Origin of the sequence: Acinetobacter johnsonii ANC 3681 (assembly GCF_000368805.1) — a bacterium.
Classification (GTDB): domain Bacteria; phylum Pseudomonadota; class Gammaproteobacteria; order Pseudomonadales; family Moraxellaceae; genus Acinetobacter; species Acinetobacter johnsonii.
Genome location: NZ_KB849705.1, coordinates 287078 through 306361 on the forward strand (window position 1 = coordinate 287078; position 19284 = coordinate 306361).

Annotated in this window: 19 protein-coding genes, 1 tRNA gene and 1 pseudogene; 12 read left to right on the forward strand and 9 right to left on the reverse strand. The window is 33.1% G+C overall.

Annotated elements, in window-relative coordinates:
• Positions 1-195 precede the first annotated feature (195 nt).
• From F946_RS05625 to F946_RS05645, 5 genes are all read left to right on the forward strand, one after another.
• Entirely contained in the window at positions 196-1011 is an 816-nt protein-coding gene (locus F946_RS05625; RefSeq protein ID WP_004980043.1) for a hypothetical protein, read from the forward strand.
• 343 nt (positions 1012-1354) lie between these two features.
• Positions 1355-1840: an AAA family ATPase gene (locus F946_RS17370; RefSeq protein WP_035326469.1), complete on the forward strand. Its 486-nt coding sequence runs from the start codon at positions 1355-1357 to the stop codon at positions 1838-1840.
• A gap of 1 nt (position 1841) precedes the next feature.
• Positions 1842-2711: an HNH endonuclease gene (locus F946_RS05635; RefSeq protein WP_004980047.1), complete on the forward strand. Its 870-nt coding sequence runs from the start codon at positions 1842-1844 to the stop codon at positions 2709-2711.
• Positions 2712-3667: 956 nt separating this feature from the next.
• Positions 3668-4783 carry an HNH endonuclease gene (locus F946_RS16880; protein ID WP_004980048.1) on the forward strand — a complete coding sequence of 372 codons (1116 nt, stop codon included), beginning with the start codon at positions 3668-3670 and terminating at the stop codon, positions 4781-4783.
• A 312-nt stretch (positions 4784-5095) separates the two neighbouring features.
• Positions 5096-5779, forward strand: a complete 684-nt coding sequence (locus tag F946_RS05645; RefSeq protein WP_004980049.1) for a lecithin retinol acyltransferase family protein — start codon at positions 5096-5098, stop codon at positions 5777-5779.
• Positions 5780-5842: 63 nt separating this feature from the next.
• Here F946_RS05645 and F946_RS05650 read toward each other — a convergent pair whose 3' ends face one another.
• From F946_RS05650 to F946_RS05660, 3 genes are all read right to left on the reverse strand, one after another.
• Positions 5843-7990, reverse strand: a complete 2148-nt coding sequence (locus F946_RS05650; protein WP_004980050.1) for a DEAD/DEAH box helicase — start codon at positions 7988-7990, stop codon at positions 5843-5845.
• A gap of 64 nt (positions 7991-8054) precedes the next feature.
• Positions 8055-9227: a site-specific integrase gene (locus tag F946_RS05655; protein WP_004980051.1), complete on the reverse strand. Its 1173-nt coding sequence runs from the start codon at positions 9225-9227 to the stop codon at positions 8055-8057.
• A 241-nt stretch (positions 9228-9468) separates the two neighbouring features.
• Positions 9469-10281 (reverse strand): hypothetical protein, encoded by an 813-nt coding sequence (locus F946_RS05660; RefSeq protein WP_004980053.1) that lies wholly within the window; start codon positions 10279-10281, stop codon positions 9469-9471.
• Positions 10282-10544: 263 nt separating this feature from the next.
• Here F946_RS05660 and F946_RS05665 point away from each other — a divergent pair, with 263 nt between their 5' ends.
• Positions 10545-10997 (forward strand): hypothetical protein, encoded by a 453-nt coding sequence (locus F946_RS05665; RefSeq protein WP_004980056.1) that lies wholly within the window; start codon positions 10545-10547, stop codon positions 10995-10997.
• 134 nt (positions 10998-11131) lie between these two features.
• Here the strand turns inward: F946_RS05665 and F946_RS05670 are convergent.
• The 4 genes and pseudogenes from F946_RS05670 to F946_RS17245 form a co-directional block, all read right to left on the reverse strand.
• Positions 11132-11408: pseudogene (locus tag F946_RS05670) on the reverse strand (hypothetical protein).
• A 60-nt stretch (positions 11409-11468) separates the two neighbouring features.
• Complete coding sequence (locus tag F946_RS05675; protein ID WP_004980062.1) at positions 11469-11810, reverse strand: hypothetical protein; 342 nt, start codon at positions 11808-11810, stop codon at positions 11469-11471.
• Positions 11791-12345, reverse strand: a complete 555-nt coding sequence (locus F946_RS05680) for a hypothetical protein (RefSeq protein WP_004980066.1) — start codon at positions 12343-12345, stop codon at positions 11791-11793. The genes F946_RS05675 and F946_RS05680 overlap by 20 nt, the downstream gene beginning before the upstream one ends.
• 79 nt (positions 12346-12424) lie before the next feature.
• Positions 12425-12583, reverse strand: a complete 159-nt coding sequence (locus F946_RS17245; RefSeq protein ID WP_004980067.1) for a hypothetical protein — start codon at positions 12581-12583, stop codon at positions 12425-12427.
• 157 nt (positions 12584-12740) lie between these two features.
• On the opposite strand from F946_RS17245, the gene F946_RS05685 reads away from it, so the two are divergent.
• From F946_RS05685 to F946_RS05700, 4 genes are read left to right on the forward strand one after another with little or no spacing between them, the layout of a single operon-like run.
• Positions 12741-13043, forward strand: coding sequence for a hypothetical protein (locus F946_RS05685; RefSeq protein ID WP_004980069.1), 303 nt, complete (start codon positions 12741-12743; stop codon positions 13041-13043).
• A gap of 15 nt (positions 13044-13058) precedes the next feature.
• The gene (locus tag F946_RS05690) at positions 13059-13607 is read left to right on the forward strand and encodes a hypothetical protein (RefSeq protein ID WP_004980071.1); all 549 of its coding nucleotides are present in this window, start codon (positions 13059-13061) and stop codon (positions 13605-13607) included.
• Positions 13594-13830 carry an ABC-three component system middle component 6 gene (locus tag F946_RS05695; RefSeq protein WP_004980074.1) on the forward strand — a complete coding sequence of 79 codons (237 nt, stop codon included), beginning with the start codon at positions 13594-13596 and terminating at the stop codon, positions 13828-13830. The genes F946_RS05690 and F946_RS05695 overlap by 14 nt, the downstream gene beginning before the upstream one ends.
• Positions 13817-15508: a DUF2326 domain-containing protein gene (locus tag F946_RS05700; RefSeq protein WP_004980076.1), complete on the forward strand. Its 1692-nt coding sequence runs from the start codon at positions 13817-13819 to the stop codon at positions 15506-15508. Before F946_RS05695 ends, F946_RS05700 begins: the two co-directional genes overlap by 14 nt.
• Before the next feature lie 621 nt (positions 15509-16129).
• Here the strand turns inward: F946_RS05700 and F946_RS05705 are convergent.
• Positions 16130-16206, reverse strand: a tRNA-Ile gene (locus tag F946_RS05705).
• Between the two features lie 645 nt (positions 16207-16851).
• Here F946_RS05705 and F946_RS05710 point away from each other — a divergent pair.
• Both F946_RS05710 and F946_RS05715 read left to right on the forward strand, forming a co-directional pair.
• Positions 16852-17424: a 1-acyl-sn-glycerol-3-phosphate acyltransferase gene (locus tag F946_RS05710; RefSeq protein WP_035326843.1), complete on the forward strand. Its 573-nt coding sequence runs from the start codon at positions 16852-16854 to the stop codon at positions 17422-17424.
• A 261-nt stretch (positions 17425-17685) separates the two neighbouring features.
• On the forward strand, positions 17686-18435 hold the full coding sequence (locus F946_RS05715) for a YebC/PmpR family DNA-binding transcriptional regulator (protein WP_004980080.1): 750 nt from the start codon (positions 17686-17688) through the stop codon (positions 18433-18435).
• A 362-nt stretch (positions 18436-18797) separates the two neighbouring features.
• Here the strand turns inward: F946_RS05715 and F946_RS05720 are convergent, their stop codons facing one another.
• Positions 18798-19268, reverse strand: a complete 471-nt coding sequence (locus F946_RS05720) for an Lrp/AsnC family transcriptional regulator (RefSeq protein WP_004693423.1) — start codon at positions 19266-19268, stop codon at positions 18798-18800.
• Positions 19269-19284 lie beyond the last annotated feature (16 nt).

Sequence of the window (19284 nt, forward strand, 5' to 3'; positions counted from 1 at the left end):
CGAATAGCTTTCGCTACGGCTTGGCTCTGACTATGTGGAATACACTCCAATACGTCTGAAACCTTCTCTAATTCAGGATAATGTTTTTTCATGGTAACTCCTATTTATATACCATAAAATAATATCTTCATATTTTATTTTTAAATTCAATATGTTATATTTTTTTAATTTAAAATAATTGATGTGCGTCTAAAAATGAATGTGTTTTATTCAGAAGATATTTCAAGTGCTTTGAGAGGAATAATTGTTGCGAAGGACAATTATAGAACAGGACACAGTTCTCCTTGGGATGACTTTGACTATAAAGTAAAATTTAAAATCTATTTCAAAGATGAAAAGACTGAAATTTTGCTAGGTCATATAAGAATTCTAAAAAACCATCAAAAGAATACTGCAAACTTTTTCAAGGAAAAAGGTACAAAAATCGATAATAAGAATTATGAAATTACTGATTTATTTAATGATAATGAAATTATAAGCCTTCCTCTTAATTTATCATTTTATAAAAAGTTAAAATCTATCTTTAATAGTGAAGATGAAAATATTATAGACTTTTTAACCTCAATTCGTGATGGTAGTACTTTTATTAGTGAAGAAAATATATTTTCTAAATTTAGTGGTTATAATGATACTCTACTTCGCGAAGGATCAACATCTGAAGCTATTTTAAAAAAAGGGTATCAAGTAGCATTAGGACGATATGCAGATATAAAAACCATAAGTCTTGATATTAATATAAATCATGAAAAATTTGATACTTTTAACTTAAACTTTGATAAAAATAGAAAATATGGTGAAAGAAATATAAATTTATTAATTGGTAGAAATGGCTCAGGAAAAACCTATATTCTTAATAATATAATCAATAGCATACTAAATATTAACAACAGTAAAATTTCATACCCTTATTTCAATAAAATAATAATTGCTGCCTTTTCTCCATTTGAAAAATTCTTAACTCAACATGATATAAGTAATATATATATTAACGAAATAAAAAATAAAAAATAAAAAATTAAAAACAAAATTTAAATTTAATAGACTTCCAATTAACAAATATAGTTATATTGGATTCAGAAATACTGAAGGTGAATTTGACATTAAATATCCTATCAAAAAGAGCTCAGATAGTGTATTAAATATTTTAGAATATGACTCAAGGAACTATTGGTGGGATAGTTTACCGAAAACAAAGCTTTTAAGAGACACATTAAGTCTATCAATCGATTTTGATGATATTTTAATTAAAAAAGATAACGATTACATTTCTATTGAAAATATTTCAGTTTCTGATAGAAAGAATATTAAAACAGGTGAAGGAATATTTTTTAGCAAAAACAATAAATTAATTCAATTGAGTTCAGGTCAACAAATATACTCATATCTAATACCAACTTTAATTGATGAAATTGAGGAAGAGACATTAGTCATAATTGATGAGCCTGAATTATATCTTCATCCTGGATTAGAGCTAGGGTTAATAAAAATGCTCAAGCATTTGTTAAAAGACCTAAATTCTTTTGCTATTATTGCTACACACTCCAGCATTATAACACGAGAAGTAGATAGAGAAGCTGTAAATGTATTAAGAAGAATTAATAATTTTACTAGTATTACAAAGCCAAGTATACAAACTTATGGAGCAGATTTAGAAAGCATTATAAGTGAGGTATTTGAAGATGATTTAGAAAGAAAAGTTTATGAAGACTCTCTTGACCAAATTATTCCAGATGATGAGGATGAAATTGATTTTATAGAAGTGAACTCAGAAGTTGGTAATTCTGGTTTAATATATTTATTAAATAAATCATCGGATGATGATTTTCAAGTAGAGAATTAATATGGATTATTTAAACTCATTAATTGATAATACCAATGGATGGCTAGATGCAGCTTTACACAAAAGATCTATAAAAAAAAATAAACAAGTAATTCAAGATATAAAAAGTGATCTTCAAGCTGAATATTTAAAATATGAAAGTATAATTAATCTTTATACTGATTCTGTACCTACGGTTACTTTTATTGGTGATGATCAGAAAAAAACTCTTATTGATTATTATGAAGCACCTCCAAAAAAATTAGCAGAATTATTTAAAAACAGAAGAAATAATAACTTAAAAAAATGCCCGTATTGTGCCAATCCCTTACATCCAAATACTTTAGATCATTTTATTCCTAAAAATGATTACCCCCATTTTTCGATTTTTCAAAATAATTTAGTACCTCAATGTTTAAAATGTGCAAGTATAAAAGGAGAAAAATATTATGACGCTAGTTTTGGTTGTATTTTCATACACCCATTTTATTCGGATATTTTATCGAGAATAAAAATTAACTTTGATATTGTTTTTTTAACAGCAATAAATAATATAAACATATCAAATATTATAATTAAACTTGAAAATGGTCATACAATGGAAAATGAAAGAGTAAAAAAGTATTTGAATGCTTTAGATTTCAAAAATAGGTTACAAGAATATTGTGTTAAACAATTTGGTATCCTAAGAAAAGAATCAAAGAAAAACTCTTTTGATCTCGATGTATTTATTAATGGTAAACTAACCATTAGTGCGCAAAACAACCGAGATTGGGAAACAGCATTTTATACTGCTTTACAAGCTAATATCCAAGCAATTACCTTCTTGAAAAACTTAATGCCAAAAGCAAGTTGTGTTAGCAAAATTAGTTCAACTGAATTTTCTTTATAGTAGTATTTAGAGCATACGACGTATTGTACAGCTGTTCATGAAGCAGTTTATTACTAGATAGTGGATTTAGAGCATCTACAGGCTATTATTTTCACTATCTAATTATCCTTACTGTAAATAATTCCTTTAACACAACTCCCCAAGAAGAATCTGGAAAAGTCCTAGACCTTTAGGACGAAACAGTAGAATCTGGATTCTCTAAGAATTCCCCACAGCATCTCATTTCTCTGCTCATAGCTCATTTGATAACAACTCACTATGGATGATCAATTAAGCTATTCACATCGAATTGAGTGGCAGTGAAATGGTTTTGGTTGGTGATTTTCTCATTTCTAAACCTCAGATCATCGGACTATCATGCAAAATGGACCACATACGGTCCATAAAAATTTAGAAGCAAAGTTCATTATAGGCATAGAAAAACCCCATAAACCTTTGGTTTATGGGGTTTAATAACTGGTGGGCCCACACAGACTTGAACTGTGGACCAACGGATTATGAGTAAGAACAAATCTTCATTTTTTCTTAAATAAAAACAATGAGATCAATAATGATCAGATGCAAAAAATAAATAAAATCAATAGCACCTGACTATTTCTCACAAGTCCTTGAAAAACAACAAAACACACTTGATGACTATGTATTGAATAATAAATACTAATTCAGTAAGTGCAAGATAAATAACAACCGAACCTGTGAGTTTTTTGGACAAAGACCGCAAATTGACCACAGACCGTTGAAGGATTGGAAGAATAGACCACTGATTTTTAATACTTTTTTAGGACCACTCTAGGACCTTAACATCAAGAAGTAGGCTATCGAACCATATTGAGAGAAAAAATTTCTCAATTTGGACCATAAATGAATCTACTTTTTCTACAACTAATTCTTTATTTTGGCCGTAAGTTGATTAATATAAAATCAATAAAATTAAGACTTAGCGAAGTTTGATATCAATGCAGAATACAAATCAAGAACATGTTTACGGGGCTATTCCTAATATTAAAATAGGTCATGTTTTTACAGACCGAGCCGAAGCACATGAAAAAGGAATCCATAAAGACCGCACTAAAGGAATCGTGACTTACCAAGGAGGCCCAGCATATTCAGTAGATATTTCTGCATTTGATAAAGAATATTCTGCATTTGACCCTAATACTCAAAAAAAAGGCAAATATGCAAACTGTCGTTTTGCTAATTATCCTGATATTTATATTTATATTGGTGAAGGGGGTACAGACGATAAAGTGCATTATTGTCACCAGACTTTGACTGCTGCAAACCGTGGTCTACTGTTGGCTTGTGAACAAAACTCAGATATTCGTGTAATAACTAAAGAAGATTCTCGCCTCAACTCCCGAACCTATAAAGGATTATTTAAAGTAAAAGGTTTTATACCTGGATTCTATGATGGCTATTTTGCTTTCAAATTTATCCTTTGCTCCAATGAAAATAGCTGGAATGAGTTTATTAATAGTCCTGAATATACACAATTATTATCAGGAGAAAAAATTTATACTTCTATAGACCAAGCCCAAAAATATCTAAAACCTCTTCTACTAAAACAAGTCAATGAAGATAATAAGAATGTTATTAAAGCTGGAGAATACGACGCTAAACTCCAAGTTGAGGCTGAAAAAAAATTTAATAACCATTCAGATTTGGATTTGTTCAATTTAGCAACACAGTTAAAGAATAACTCTACAACATCGAAGTACAAACAACCTTCTCGTATCAAGAAAATAATACGCTATGAATATTCACGTAATCCAGCAATAGTAACTTTACGATTAAGAATGTCTAAAGGAATATGTGGATTATGTGATCAACCTGGTCCGTTTATTGATCCTTCTCTAGGTTACGCTTTCCTGGAAGTACACCATATTAAATGGCTATCCAAACAAGGAGATGATTCTATAGAAAATACAGTAGGATTATGTCCAAATTGCCATACTAAAGTCCACTTTTGTCCTAGCTCTGAAGCTGAAGAAAAAATGAGAAAATCAGCTAAACGAGATTACGATGCTTTCGTAAAAAGTTTAAAACATACGCCTCAACCAGAAAATCAGTAACTACACTGGTATTAGGATCGCATTGGGGGGGGGAAAGCTCAGGTTATTTTTCTTTTCTATACGAAAACTCCCCCTATTTTTTCTATTTTGGCCAGGACTTCTAGAAGAAACGGCCAAATTCAAATGCGGATTTATCCCTCCGCATTTGTATTTTCTTCACTCAAAAAACAATCTCTGTAGTACTTCTTCGTTCAGAAAATACAAATGCAAAAATGGCACCAAAAAACTCATCTAAATCTCCTTCTAAAACTTGAATTTTATATTTTTTAATTTACTATTTTTAATAACTTACAAAAAATTAACAACTTTGCCATGATCAAAAAACTATTTGAGCTTATTGTTTCTAATCCTATTTATCCACACAAACAATATCCCTCCACTAAAGACATAGCAAAAGCTGTTAGAACAACGCAAAAAGCTTATAAAGTCGTGAAAGGTGAAAAATCTCTTAAAGAATTTGCCAAAGAATATGTAGAAGATATATTTGAAGATCCTCTATCTAAAAATCAAAAGAGATTAGGAGATGATCTAAATATTTCTTTCCTTGATAACGTATTCAAAGACAAAGTTAAACCTAAAGTTGGAAGTGTGATCTATTGTGGCTTACTGGCTAATCAGGTAGAACATTCAGGCATTTATATTGGCTACAATAAAATCGCTCATTTAGATGGTTCTGGAAAAATTGAGGCTGTATCTCCAGAAGTATTTTTAGACCGTTTAAATGGCTTAAATTGGGCTATAAGTATTTATGTTTCATGTAAGGATGGCAAACCCGTTGGATCTAGAGTTGTTGCAGAAAGAGCAAGAAAAAAAATAGGTCGTCGGCTTAAATATAGTGTTGCAAGCAATAATTGCCATATGTTTACCTCAGGTTGTCTCACTGGTAAGTTTAAAAATGATGATGGCTTCTTTTGTGAGCTAGAACAAACAACAGAACGAGTTCTAGATGCTAATGAATGGCGTGTTTGGGATATACCGTATAAAAAGAAAAAATAAGTTATTTCTTAAAGTCTGATAATAAATATGGGAGTACGTAGACTCCCATAATTTTATCCAAACCTATGCTATATCTTCGAATAATTCATCAAAAGATTCCTTTATTCTTTTTTGAACTTTAATGCTTCTTCCAGTAACTGCATCATATTCATCACTATCGATAGTAATACTTTTCTGTGTAATTGATGCGGGAACATCATTAAAACTATATCCAAATGCACACAAGCCTATGAAGCGTACTTTCTTAGCTGAATGTGCCTTTTTGTCATTTAAAACTTTTACTCGACTATAACGCTTTAGAAAATTAATCGAGCCTCCTTCTACAAAAGCAACTTTTCCTTCTTGATTTACTGAAAGATAGGCCAAAGGATGCTCTTTCAATAAGGCTATGATGGACTGACTACGTGAGATTTTCATAATCCACTTATTCATGAGCGTGGTTATGCTTTCATAAGAATGTAATACATTCATAAAATCAGTCTTTCTGATACGTTTTGACAGCTCTCCCATTATGATATTCACAATAGGATGGCTCTGATATTGATAACCTAATTTTAAGACCTTATTTGTACGATCTGTCTGAATTGTATCTACAATATCGGCAAGGTTATTTAATCTCGAACTTAATATCACCATTTCTTGAAATATTTCAAAATGAAGTGGTTGCTCTGCTTTTTTGAATGGATTAAGCCTATCTACTTCACATTCCGTAAACAACTGCTTTAGTTTGGTTGTCTTCGGTTGCAACATATTCACTACCCTTTTGGCCACTTGAGGTATAACCTGCTTTCTACTAAGCTTAATTTCATCCTTACTAGCTTCGAATTCGTTAACAATGTCCTCTGTAACAACGCTCTTCGAGTTCGATATAGTAATATTGGCATGAGGCATTAATTGCTGTAAGCGATACTTAAGGTAAAGTACATTCTCATAACATTTCTGTTGATCAAGTTGATAAAATCTGCCCAAGATACTAGCTAGATTTAAGCTAAATTGATTATTTTCAATCCAAAATCCTTTGCAGCCAACCATTTCATTAGTCAGTCCATTTAGTACCTTGGCCTTATCTAATTTACTTACAACTAAATCTTCAAGGCCATCAAAGCAATCCTTACTTGCAAAGCGACTTACATCATTTTCCAAAAAATGCGTTAGTTTGCTAAAAGTCATGCTCATTTTTCGTACTATCTGCTCATGATGCTTTATAGGTTTGATTATCTTTGAATCTATAGGATCTAATAAATGAATGAATACTGGAGGACTTGCTTTACGCATACGTCCAATGAATTGTGTAACTTCTTCTGGATGTGCATGTTGGCCAATAATATGATTACTATCGATCTCTTCATCTGCATTATGAAGATTAATCGCTTCATCCATAATAGAAGTACATAAAACCACCTCATAATCACAGTCTATTTTTTCTAAGCTCAACATATCATGACATTTTTGGTTCGCCATCTCTTCACGATTAATGAGCATGACCTTACAACCATGCTTTTCAAACATGACTTTAAGTTGTTTTGAAATAGAAATATTGTTTAGCCTAATAATAACTACTTTGTTTTTATTAAGTTTCCTATTCTCAAGTACTCTCTCTAATACATTTTCATATACATTTAATATATGTGGTTTAGTGTATTTAATAAGTGTGATATTACGCTCTAACTCAGTTTTCTTTTGAATATCATAGTATTGACTTACATGAAGACCAAGTTTTTCAAATAATGGTTCTGTCAATGTAGCAGTTAAAAAAAGGCATCGATCGAACTTTTGAGATTTAATTGCTTTAAGGATTGGTTGAATAGCTTTATCTCGATAACCTGCACCGTATAATTTCTGACATTCATCAATGACTAAAATACTTTCCTGGGAAAGAAAAGTTTCAAATCTAGTAAATTGATCATAAGTCATCACTAAATTCTTCTTAGCAAGTGACTTAAGAGAATCCTTAGGAATACGTTTGTCTCCATAAATAAATGCTATGTCACTTCTATCTCCATATATTTCCTCACATTGCTTGACTTGTCCAACTGTAGGACAAAGAAAAACTACATGACATAAAGGCATTAATTTATTGATGACATACCAAGTTTTGCCAGTACCCGTATTAGCTCTTATCAAAGTATTTCCGGTTTGAATATCTAATACATCAGCCAAATTTTGATTGGAAAGAAGGTGCTTAATTTGTTTTTTCGGTAAATTAGTCATGAGTTCTCCTAGGGTATGCCCAAAGGCATACCCGAAATTTAATTAATGAGTGGTTATCTAGGGATTAAACTACAGCAGCTGTTTGAACCTCACGGATCACTGCTGCAATTTTTTCAGAGGCATTTTGTAAAGTGCTCTGTTGTAAGTGCGCATAACGCTGAGTTGTTTGAGGAGATGCATGACCCAGTAATTTCTGTACGACAAATAAGGATTCACCACTGTTGACTGCCAAACTAGCAAAGTTATGACGTAAATCATGAATCCTCATATTTTTGATATCCGCAGATTGCATAACTTTGTCAAAAGTTTTACGAATATCATTGTAAGGTTTATTAGTTTCAGGATTAGCAAAGATATAGTCTGAAATTTTTGGCATGTTATCCAAAATAGCCAATGCATCTTTATTCAGAGCAATGTGTCGTGCTTTACCTGATTTATTAAACTTAAGAAGCCAAGTTAACTTGGCAAAGTCAACATCCGACCATTTCATATCCATAGCCTCTCGTTTACGTACACCTGTAAGCAGCAGAAACTTTATAATTCCTACGATAGTCTTATTATGAATACCGTAGTGTTCAGGATCTTGAAGTACTACCATCAAACGTTTTAGTTCATCGTCTGAAAGGTAACGTTCTATTTGGTTATTCTCCTTATATTTTTTGACACGTACGATTGGGTTAACCTCAATTAACCCATGATCAATAATCATATTGAGAATACTGGATAGTAAAGCTCGAACACGATTAATTGTTGCATTGCTTAAGCCTTTAGCACTCAAATCTGCAAGTAATTTACCAAGCATTGGAGCAGTAATCTCAGTTACAAGATAATGACCTAACACAGGGATTAGATGGTTTCTTAAACGCGACTCATCATCGTTATAAGATTTTTTATGAGGCCGAATGGCAGGTAAATATACATTCAATACAAAATCTCGGAAATTCATTGGCTGCTTATCAGACTCAAATATTGAGTATGGATGTAAGCCAGCAGATTTCGCCTCATTACACTTTAAAGCTATAGCTTTAGCTTGCTCCAAAGACATCTCAGGCTCTTTACCTAAAGCCTTTGATATCTTCTTTGAAAGATAGGTATGACGTAACATGAAAGCTGTAGTAGTTGATCTGTAAACTATTCGTAGTCCAGGCACCCCCTCTACTGATTTTTCAATAGGCTTTTTGGAATCATATAAATGATCGTCTGAATTTGTAGCACTTTTGCTTTTAGAAATTACCATTTGGATAATCCTCTATAAAATTTTGGGCGCACAAATCCACCCCAAATAAATAAATCATTTAGAATTCAATAATTTGTGCCGATTAACTATTTCTTAGATATAATATTTGCCTAAGTTTTCTTTTAACTCAGGTTGTTTATTCAGAGTACATTGATTAGTTATTCGCCTAATGAAGTCTCTGTAACGGTGAAGTATTTAAATAATCATGCGAGTCCATATCAAAAGATCGCCTCTAAATAATTCAATCTTCTCTCAATAATTCACTGGCACGTTTAGGAATTCTTAGCTCCTTACAGTCTGCTGGTGCATTTTTTTCATCAAAGATTTCTATAATTTTCTTACATAGAAAATTATTGTCCTCATCAATCAAATAAATCCCAAAAGCACAATGTCCTTCCAATACATCTTCAGAATTTACTGGGTAAAATAGAATATGAGCAGGTTGATAATCCTGTAACATTTCTATGTAAGAATTCTTTTTTTCATGATGAATACATTTTGCCTTCGGCCAATCACCATGAATACCACTCTTTATGATATGAAGTTTTGTATCCTCATATTCGAGATAATTAATAAATTTTAAATAACAAACATCTGACAATAATTGAATGTAGTTTTGATTTAACATTTCCTTCATATTCGTTTTAAATTTGAGGCTGACCCCCTTATTTGAAATACTTTTATATTTTAAATTGAGGCTAAAATTTTCCATGAATTCCTGTAAATTACTATAATGAAAAATACAATTTTCCTCGGAGTAGGCTTCATCCCGGAAAGTATCATCTCCAATAGCGTCATTAATTTCACAGATTTTCTGGTTAATGACCTTAATTAATGCTTTTTTCTTAAAAAACTGATCTTTTTTCTCAAGACGAGATATAGGGAAATCACATAACTCTGTATCTGATTTCTTTAAGAAGGACTGCATTACCATTGAATAATCTTGAATCTTAGTTTTCAATTCTTTGACGCTTTCTTTCATTCCTAGATTAAATCTTTTAAAGGAAATGCCTTTTAGATTCTCTAGTACAGTATTTTCATTAAATGTTGACATAATTTGCGCTCCTATAAGTTAATAAAAATTTAATCAATTACTAAACAGACTGATTAACAAGGGGATGTTGTCATGTCATCTTAAGAGTGTCAAATAATCACAAATGCAATATAAACCATTAAAACATAAAGGTTTTTATTCCCATATTTAATCCAATATAAAACAGTGAATATGGTTTTCTTACTATAAATCGTGGACAAAAAAGGGGGGGAAACTTAAAATCTTAAACTCTTTTTTTTTTGTTATTTTTATAAGTATTTAAAATGTATATTCCAGCCGAGATTCTCGAAGAATTAAAAAAGAACAAAAAGTGTACTGCTAACAGAATTGCTTATATGTTTGATAAGCCTAAAAGTACAGCCTACAGATATATTCAAATTTTTAAAAAACTTGATGACTTGTCTAAATTTGATAAAGACCACCTAACAAATAGAAATAATAGAGTTATTAACAGTGATGATTTTGATAAGTTTATTTTCAATATTCTCAATTCAGGTGGGTTTAAAAGCACAAATCAATTATATCAAGCGTGTTTAAAGGAGTTTCCTAATAGAAATATCTCACGCCGTACTTTTAACAAGCTTTTTGCAGAATCAAGAGAAAGACAAAGACTGAAATTAAAGAAAAGGATTCTTAGAATTACTAGAAGTAAAAATAAACCTTTGACAGGTTTCTTTACTGTAAGACGTAAACGTAAAGTTTTAGATTATGAATAATAAAGACCCTAGGACTAGTAGACCCTACAACAGCCTATCAGGGAAAAGCATCATGCCTTGTCCTCACTAAAAAAAGCAAAAAATTACCGTAAAGCCCAAAAGCTTTACGGTTCATTTTGCGGTACTAACTGTGGTCAATAGTCACTAGGCAGTAATATCGTGGTCACTGATCGATCAGCTTCAGTAATGATCCAGATTTTATCATTGGAGAATGTAGCTCGACATGATACGTAATGGCATCAGCAGGGCTTCTTCATTCGATTCTCGATCTTCCTCACTTACATCTCCCCAGTCACCACTTTGATGTCGTACCAGTAACGCGAGTAAATCAATATATTCAGCTTCGGCAAATCGTAAGGCATTTGGTGTAGACACGACTTGACCCAAAGCAAATAGGGTTCGCTTTGTCATAAAAGAGTCTCAGATTAAAAACGATAATGGTCTGGTCACGACAGGTCTGCCGTAACAAGGTCAGATCACTTTGAGTTTATGCTGCTCAAAAATGGCTTTCGGAACATAGACCAAGATGCCTTCGTTGTCGTTGAGTAAGATATAGACTTCGTACCAGTCCTTTTTCTTTTCCACGAATTCCACCTCTCCTGCATTAAGCTTTTCAGCAAGGCTAAAAGTTAAATTTTGGAATGGCTGAATCAGGTCTTGATCGTTTTCACAAAGAACAAACCACCCATGTTGGGTGGCTTGATAGGGTTCTTCATATTGTTCCTCAAGCATCTGTATGGTCTCAAGGATCGCTTGAGCAATAAGTTGCTCCTGTATCTGCTGGATTTCAGCTTTACTCTGGATGAATTTCATGACCATCATCCTCGGCTACGTTTTCCATTGAAATTTTATCCACAGTCTTGTTTTGACGTTTCTTTTGAGACTTGGTCGCTGTCGTTGCTTCAACTGTTGATGACTCTGTACTAGCTTCACTTTTCAGATGACTTTCTAAACCGATTGGCCATAGTTCAAAATCCTCTTCCACTTCCAACAAACGTGCGACATTTGGATGCAATCTCAATAATTGCTGATCAAACAATATAGCCGCGAGGAAGCTTGGATTATTCACTGACTTACCAATGAATAGCTCTTTTAATGCAGTTGCATGAAAAGGCTTTCCATCTCGATACAATTTACCCAGTAGCTCAATAATATCTTCAACTTTAATCATTTCTGCACTAAAGCCACCTGAAGATTCATTCTTGCTTAGCGCAACACCAAAAGACTGATCTTCGTTGTTCTGCCATAACTGATAATACAATTTGCCTTTTGCTCGATCAGACAGCTTATTGCAAATGAATGTATGAATAAGGCTATACCCAACTTTGTCATTGATACGTGGTTGCATAATTTTGATTCCTATAAACGTAAAAAATCCCGATGAGCTCAAGGCACATCGGGACATATAAAATTTTTGAAATAACTTACTAAAGTATTACTTTCAGAACTGCACAAACCTTGCTCACATTATCAGTTTCAATATCATTGCAAACACGAATAGCTTTCGCTACGGCTTGGCTCTGACTATGTGGAATACACTCCAATACGTCTGAAACCTTCTCTAATTCAGGATAATGTTTTTTCATGGTCACTCCTCTTACAAGACCATAAAAATAATATATCCTTGAAGCAAACATCTTTACTCTACTGGGTATATCAGCAACTTTTCAAAAAAATCAGATATATGAAATATAAAAAAGATATACAATACAAAGAATAAATATATTAAGGCTTTAACTCATTATGGAAGAATTTTATAAAATTTTTAGCAGTCCGCCTGCTGTAGCAATAGCTTGGATCTGCACAGTTGTAAGTTGTATTTATGCTTTTATACAGAAAAACAAGGCAGTCAAAATTGAACAAAAATACAACTCACTAAACATCACACACGAAAATCTCAAGATCCAAAATAGTTCACTCGAACAAAAAATAATTGATATCGAAAATAATAATATTCACGACAACTATCAGAAAGTGAATCAGAAGGGTAAAACGAATATTAATCAGGGCGTAATTAAAGGTGACTTTCACTTTACCCAAAGATAAAACCTAGGGTTATCTATGTGCGAAACTAAAATTGATATTCAAAAAATTGAAGGGGACTTCTACAATATTGAGTCTCCAGAAATTAATGTTGATTCGATCATCAATGTAATTATTAGTGACATTGCTTTGGCTGATGTAAAAATAGACCTCACTGATCGTGCTTTCCCCGCTATTGTCGATAAGAAAATCAACTATAATTTACTCAAGAGTAAGCGTCGCATCGTATTACAATATAAATCGTATTCATCTCACATCGAAGCAGCTTACGCTTTGGCTGAGCAGAATATAATCAATGGAAAGCAAACAGCTATGTGCTTATTAAATGGCATGTACTGTAATTCACTAGAAAAATATGACATAGACTCATTCGAGCCTGACATTATTCAAGTGAGAAAATATGCTGATGACATTATTGACGATGTAATTAAGCAGCTTAGAACATTTGTTTATAAATCTGCAAACGTTACTCAATTCAAAGAACAAGTCGAAATTGGAATCAATGTAGTTGTCGCACATGCTTTTGTTGAATGCTTTATTTTGGAGAATCCTAATGCTACCAACTAAAGGATGTCATCCAGAATTAAATGTCCTCTACATTGGCGGATATATTCTCAAGAAACTTTATGAACGCAAAAATAAACGCATGCCTATATCCCAATTAATGAAAATGGGAACTAGAGAACTTTCTATCACGGTTGACTACATAATACTTGCTCTAGACTGGTTATATATCATTTCTGCTATTAGCTATAATAGCAAAGAGGTTTTTATCAATGAAATTGGTTAGGTTTATTTTAGAGATTAATGATGAAGAAGTAAGAAATATACCTTTTTTCAATAACCTAAATATAATTACGAGTAAAAAGAAATCGGATGCACCTGGTAACAGTGTTGGTAAGTCGACTCTAGGTAGAATACTAGACTACTTATTTGATGGTTCGATTGGCCCGATTTATATTGATGATGAATTCCAAACCCCAAAGCAGGAAATCGAGCAACTCTTCACTCAAAATGAAGTCTATGTATCGCTTGAGTATATTGGCTTAGATAATCAACCCACAGTGATTAAACGGAGGCTGTCTACTGATAAGAACCTACAAGATTACATTTTGAATGGTCATTCGGTGACTGACAAAGAATACATTTCTCACCTCATGAAAAGTATTTTTAACGTCCATTCAGCCAAACCAACTATAAGAAAACTGGCTCCAAAGTTTTTTAGAACAAACCATCACCGTATGACCAAAACGGTTAAATTTGATAACGGAAGGAACGTATCTAATTCTGATATAAATACGGTCTTTCTCTATCTCTTTAATTTTGATGACACTGAAATTCTTAGCAAAATTCATAAATTAAAAACAACTATCCGACGTTATGAGAAGAGCCTTAGTCTGTTTAATGGCATTATTAGTCAAGATAAAATTATTGGTTCTATTTCTAAGCTTAAAGCTGAAATTGCAAAGCTAGAAAAGTCTCTTTTATCCTCTGAGAAAGGTATCGATAAACTAGAGATTGTTGGAAAGATTAACCAAATTGATGATGCGCAAAACATTCTATCAAATGAAATACTGGCTCTAGAACTTAAGATAAAAAATGTATTCAGAACCAATGATATCTTAGGAACAAAAGAAAGAGATCATTTGTTGGATGAACTACGTGCAATATATGAATACGCATCAGTTAAAATTGAATCAACACTCAATGATTACCAACAAGCCCTTACTTTCCATGAGCATCTTCTTGAGACAAAAAAGCAGTTTGTTTCTGATGGTCTCAATAAGCTACAAGAGAAATATGAGCAAGCAAACAGCACATTTGCTAAGCTAAATATGCAAAAACATCATCTCTTCAATGAGTTGAAGTCTAAAAAGAAAATAGAAGAAATTTCTGACTCAGTGAAAGAAATTGGTAGATTGGACAAAGAGCTAGCTAGTTTGACCGCTATCGTCGAGAAAAGAGATGATATAGACACCAAACTAAAAGTGGAAACTCTCGAATTAGCAGAATTAACAAGTAAACTTGAAAGTGAGCTTGATAATGTAATTTCTTTTGAAGATAAATTTATTGAGAATTTCAAAAAATACACTAATGATTTTTACGGAGTAAAATACCACTTTAGCTTGCACTTAAACAAAGAAAAAGGTGAATGTGCACCTGATGTAGATGAGATACAGTCAAATAATGAAGGTGGATTAAAAAGACTCGAAGTAATCGCTTTCGATCTTAGTTACATTAAAACCGTTTATGACAGCCAAGTTCAGCGACCAAATTTTGTACTTCATGATTCTATTGATGAAATTGATATTCAATACATCAGAAAAATATTTAATGCATCAATTAATCTACCTGGACAACATATCGTCTCAATGCTGTCAGATAAGCTATCGACAGAAGATTATCTAAAGTATAAAGACTTTATTATCTTAGAACTCTCTAATGATAATAAGTTTTTTAAACAGTAGAATGGCTATCTAAACGTTGAGCATAAATTTTCTGATTTCTTGGATGCTGAATATCTATCAACCTCTGTGCCAGAAAGAAAATCTCAAACGTGAAATCATGAGAAATGCACTAGACAAGGATAACTTCCCTCAGTAGTTGTCACATAACTTAGAATTGAAAAAGGTTACCAAACTCTAAGGTCAAGGTGAATATGAAAACGTATTCACCAATCTGATGATGAAGGCTAGGCAGGCAATCAAGAAACTCTATACAGATGGTAGTTTATAGCTATCCTGCATGATAATAATTTATTGACACAACTCCCCAAGAAGAATCAGGAAAAGCCCTAGACCTTTAGGACGAAACAGTAGAATCTGTATTCTCTAAGAATCCCCCACAGCATCTCATTTCTCTGCTCATAGCTCATTTGATAACAACTCACTATGGATGATCAATTAAGCTATTCACATCGAATTGAGTGTCAGTGAAATGGTTTTGTTGGAGATTTTCTCATTTCTAAATCTCAGACCATCGGACTATCATGCAAAATGGACCTCATACGGTCCATGAAAATTCGTGAGCAAAGTTAATTTCAGGTATAGAAAAACCCCATAAACCAAAGGTTTACGGGGTTTAATAACTGGTGGGCCCAGACAGACTTGAACTGTCGACCAACGGATTATGAGTCCGCTGCTCTAACCAACTGAGCTATAGGCCCTAATATGCTGAATTTGTTATATATCAACAAGTTCAGGCGAAATGAATACTAGCGAAGATTTTTTCAAAAGACAAGCTTTTTCATACATAGTTGTACACTATCCAAACAATCAAGAAAATTTAGATCATCAAACTGACACATCAGGTCTTTCACGATCTTTGAGTTACATACTAAGACTCAAAAGCACTTATAAATACTAGAATAATAAAATTTAATTAAATTGGATAAAACTAAATACCGGCTTTTTCTTTTTTTCGTGACTCAATGAAAAACTCAACAATTGACCATAAAACAACCAAAGCAAAGAGAACTATTGCACATACAAAAGTCGAAAGATAAGTCATTTTAACAATCCTGAGCTTTGTTAAACCAAAGTTAAAGTGTGAAAGTGCACACTTTAGTCTTAGACCAAAGTCTAATCTGTCATTTCGTTTATGAATAGTGGTATTTTCATTTTCAGCATATTTATTTTCTGTTTGATTAGATTTAAAACATCTTAGTGTTCAATTCTTGCCCCCTCCTTGTTCAACTGATGAGGATTCAAGCCCATTCATAAAAGTGGCAAGTGCAATCAAGTAGGACTTGACTCAAACCGTAAACAAGCAGACATTAGCCTCTTTAAAAAACACTTGTATTTTTATGCTCATGTTAAAAAAACTCATTGGTGAGTCTGCGTTTAAACTCGCAGGCTGGAAATATCATGTAGAACCAAACGTTTTGGAAGACAAGCAAGTCATTATTGGATTTGAACATACTTCTATGTTGGATGCTGTCTTGTCACTGGCAATTTTTCAAATCTACGATATGAAAATCCATACCCTGATTAAAAAAGAATTATTCAAAGGGCCAATGAAGCCCATACTCGAAGCCATTGGTGGTATCGCGGTCGATCGTAAGTCAAATAAAGACATTGTGTCTCAAATGGTTGAACACTTTAGCCAAAATGAAAAATTCAATTTAGTCATTGCACCTGAAGCGACACGTGCCAAATCAGGTGAAGTACGTAAACCTATTCGTACTGGGTTTTGGCATATTGCTAAAGCAGCAAATGTGCCTATTGTGCTGATGTACGCGAACTCAAAAACCAAGCAAGGTGGTATTTTTGGAAAAATCTACCCAACAGACCTAGATCATGACTTAGCGCTTATTAAAGCACTTTATAAAGAGCATGTTGGTTTAGATATTGAGATTCCAGAACCTAAAACTGCTGCACAATAAGATCGTTTAATTAACCTAAAAGAATGTGAAGACGCTATTCTTTTAGGTCTCTGTGAGAGTTTTCCAACAGTTAATTTTTAAAGTGAACTGCCTCACAGGGTAAATTTTAAATAACTGGCTTTATTTCAAACAATTTTAATTCTTTTTTTGTTTGTTCAGGCGATTTTCAGAAAAACACCTACTTTCGCATAAAAAAGTGCTTATGGTAGAATTTGCACAATTTGATAGGCACAAAGCCAATCTACAAGGAGCATATTTCGCATGGCGGGTCATTCCAAGTGGGCCAATATTAAGCATCGTAAAGCAAAACAAGATGCTAGCCGTGGTAAACTTTTTACCAAATTTATTCGTGAATTAACAACTGCTGCAAAGCTTGGCGGTGGTGATGCTGCAAGCAACCCACGTCTTCGTGCAGTTGTAGAAAAAGCACTTTCTGTAAATATGACACGTGACGTCATCAACCGTGCAATCCAACGTGGTGCTGGTGGCGAAGATAACGATGATTTAAAAGAAATTACTTACGAAGGTTATGGTGTTGGTGGTGTTGCAGTTATTGTGGAAACCATGACTGACAACTTAAACCGTACTGTACCGGATGTCCGTCACTGTTTCTCAAAAACAGATGGTAACTTAGGCACAAACGGTTCAGTTGCTTTCTTGTTCACAAAACGTGGTGAGATCACTTTTGAAGATGTATCTTTAGAAGATAAAATCATGGACGTGGCACTTGAAGCAGGTGCTGAAGATATCGAAGTCGATGAAGATGAAATCTTAGTCATTACTACACCTGAATCTTTTGGTGATGTACAAGATGCTTTGACTGCTGCAGGTTTAAAATCGGACAATGCTGAAGTGGTCATGAGCCCTTCAACTAAAGCCGAAATCACCGATATCGATCAAGCGAAAAAGATTATGAAAATGATTGATATGCTTGAAGATTTAGATGATGTACAAAACGTATATACCAATGTTGAATTCTCTGACGCGGTATTGGCAGAATTAGACGCCTAGTCTACTGCTTTAAAAAATGCGTTCTCGAATATAGTTTTGGGAGCGCATTTTTTATGTCTGATTGAATACCCTTTCAATAAATTTTGCTTTTTTACAATGATATTTATCCATGCTTAAATGCTGGCTGTCGTGTTTTAATTGATTTTAAGCCATAACTAAATTCTGATTTTTCAACAAGCGATCACGAAAGATCAGAAAACTTTACCACCGAGCGTTTTTCACGACCAATTGAATAGTAACATCATCCTGCTGTAGCACCTCTAACATACACAGCTCATGTGCTCTTATTGTCGCTGATATTATGCAAACTTTTGAAAGTAGGAAGCCTAATACTCATTAGACTCATACAAGTTCAGCGTGACTTAGACTTTGCTCAACAAACCACTACAGTTAAAAACGTTATACTCTTTAATCACAAAGCTTGAGTGCAGTGCCACCACATGTTCGATTTTACCAATGCGTTTGAGTAAAATATCACTATAGTTTTCCATATCTCTTGCCACAACTTCAACAATAAAGTCTGCCGACTGCCCTGTCACTAAAAAGGCATTGGTCACTTCAGGAATATTTTCTAGCTCTTCTAAAAACTTGGAAAAAGTATCGGTATCGTGCTTGCTCAAAGATACTTGTAGCAAAACATGTAGACTAAAACCGAGCTTTTGATAGTTAATATCACGCTTAACTTTGGTCATAATATCGTTATCAATGAGGTGCTTAATACGACGATGTACTGAACTGACCGATAGATTAATACGCTCTGATAATTCGTTTAGATTGATATCTTCATTACTTAAAATTTCTAAAATTTGCTTATCAAAACGATCTAATTCCATTATTTAACTCTCATGA

Excerpts from the sequence above, each read along its gene's own strand:
- F946_RS05685 (WP_004980069.1), top strand. The coding sequence starts at position 12,741 with ATGGAAGAATTTTATAAAATTTTTAGCAGTCCGCCTGCTGTAGCAATA.
- F946_RS16880 (WP_004980048.1), top strand. The coding sequence starts at position 3,668 with ATGCAGAATACAAATCAAGAACATGTTTACGGGGCTATTCCTAATATT.
- F946_RS05675 (WP_004980062.1), bottom strand. The coding sequence starts at position 11,810 with ATGAAATTCATCCAGAGTAAAGCTGAAATCCAGCAGATACAGGAGCAA.
- F946_RS05650 (WP_004980050.1), bottom strand. The coding sequence starts at position 7,990 with ATGACTAATTTACCGAAAAAACAAATTAAGCACCTTCTTTCCAATCAA.
- F946_RS05665 (WP_004980056.1), top strand. The coding sequence starts at position 10,545 with ATGTATATTCCAGCCGAGATTCTCGAAGAATTAAAAAAGAACAAAAAG.
- F946_RS05680 (WP_004980066.1), bottom strand. The coding sequence starts at position 12,345 with ATGCAACCACGTATCAATGACAAAGTTGGGTATAGCCTTATTCATACA.
- F946_RS05710 (WP_035326843.1), top strand. The coding sequence starts at position 16,852 with ATGTTAAAAAAACTCATTGGTGAGTCTGCGTTTAAACTCGCAGGCTGG.
- F946_RS05625 (WP_004980043.1), top strand. The coding sequence starts at position 196 with ATGAATGTGTTTTATTCAGAAGATATTTCAAGTGCTTTGAGAGGAATA.
- F946_RS05660 (WP_004980053.1), bottom strand. The coding sequence starts at position 10,281 with ATGTCAACATTTAATGAAAATACTGTACTAGAGAATCTAAAAGGCATT.
- F946_RS05655 (WP_004980051.1), bottom strand. The coding sequence starts at position 9,227 with ATGGTAATTTCTAAAAGCAAAAGTGCTACAAATTCAGACGATCATTTA.
- F946_RS05695 (WP_004980074.1), top strand. The coding sequence starts at position 13,594 with ATGCTACCAACTAAAGGATGTCATCCAGAATTAAATGTCCTCTACATT.
- F946_RS05720 (WP_004693423.1), bottom strand. The coding sequence starts at position 19,268 with ATGGAATTAGATCGTTTTGATAAGCAAATTTTAGAAATTTTAAGTAAT.
- F946_RS17245 (WP_004980067.1), bottom strand. The coding sequence starts at position 12,583 with ATGAAAAAACATTATCCTGAATTAGAGAAGGTTTCAGACGTATTGGAG.
- F946_RS05645 (WP_004980049.1), top strand. The coding sequence starts at position 5,096 with ATGATCAAAAAACTATTTGAGCTTATTGTTTCTAATCCTATTTATCCA.
- F946_RS05715 (WP_004980080.1), top strand. The coding sequence starts at position 17,686 with ATGGCGGGTCATTCCAAGTGGGCCAATATTAAGCATCGTAAAGCAAAA.
- F946_RS05635 (WP_004980047.1), top strand. The coding sequence starts at position 1,842 with ATGGATTATTTAAACTCATTAATTGATAATACCAATGGATGGCTAGAT.
- F946_RS05700 (WP_004980076.1), top strand. The coding sequence starts at position 13,817 with ATGAAATTGGTTAGGTTTATTTTAGAGATTAATGATGAAGAAGTAAGA.
- F946_RS05690 (WP_004980071.1), top strand. The coding sequence starts at position 13,059 with ATGTGCGAAACTAAAATTGATATTCAAAAAATTGAAGGGGACTTCTAC.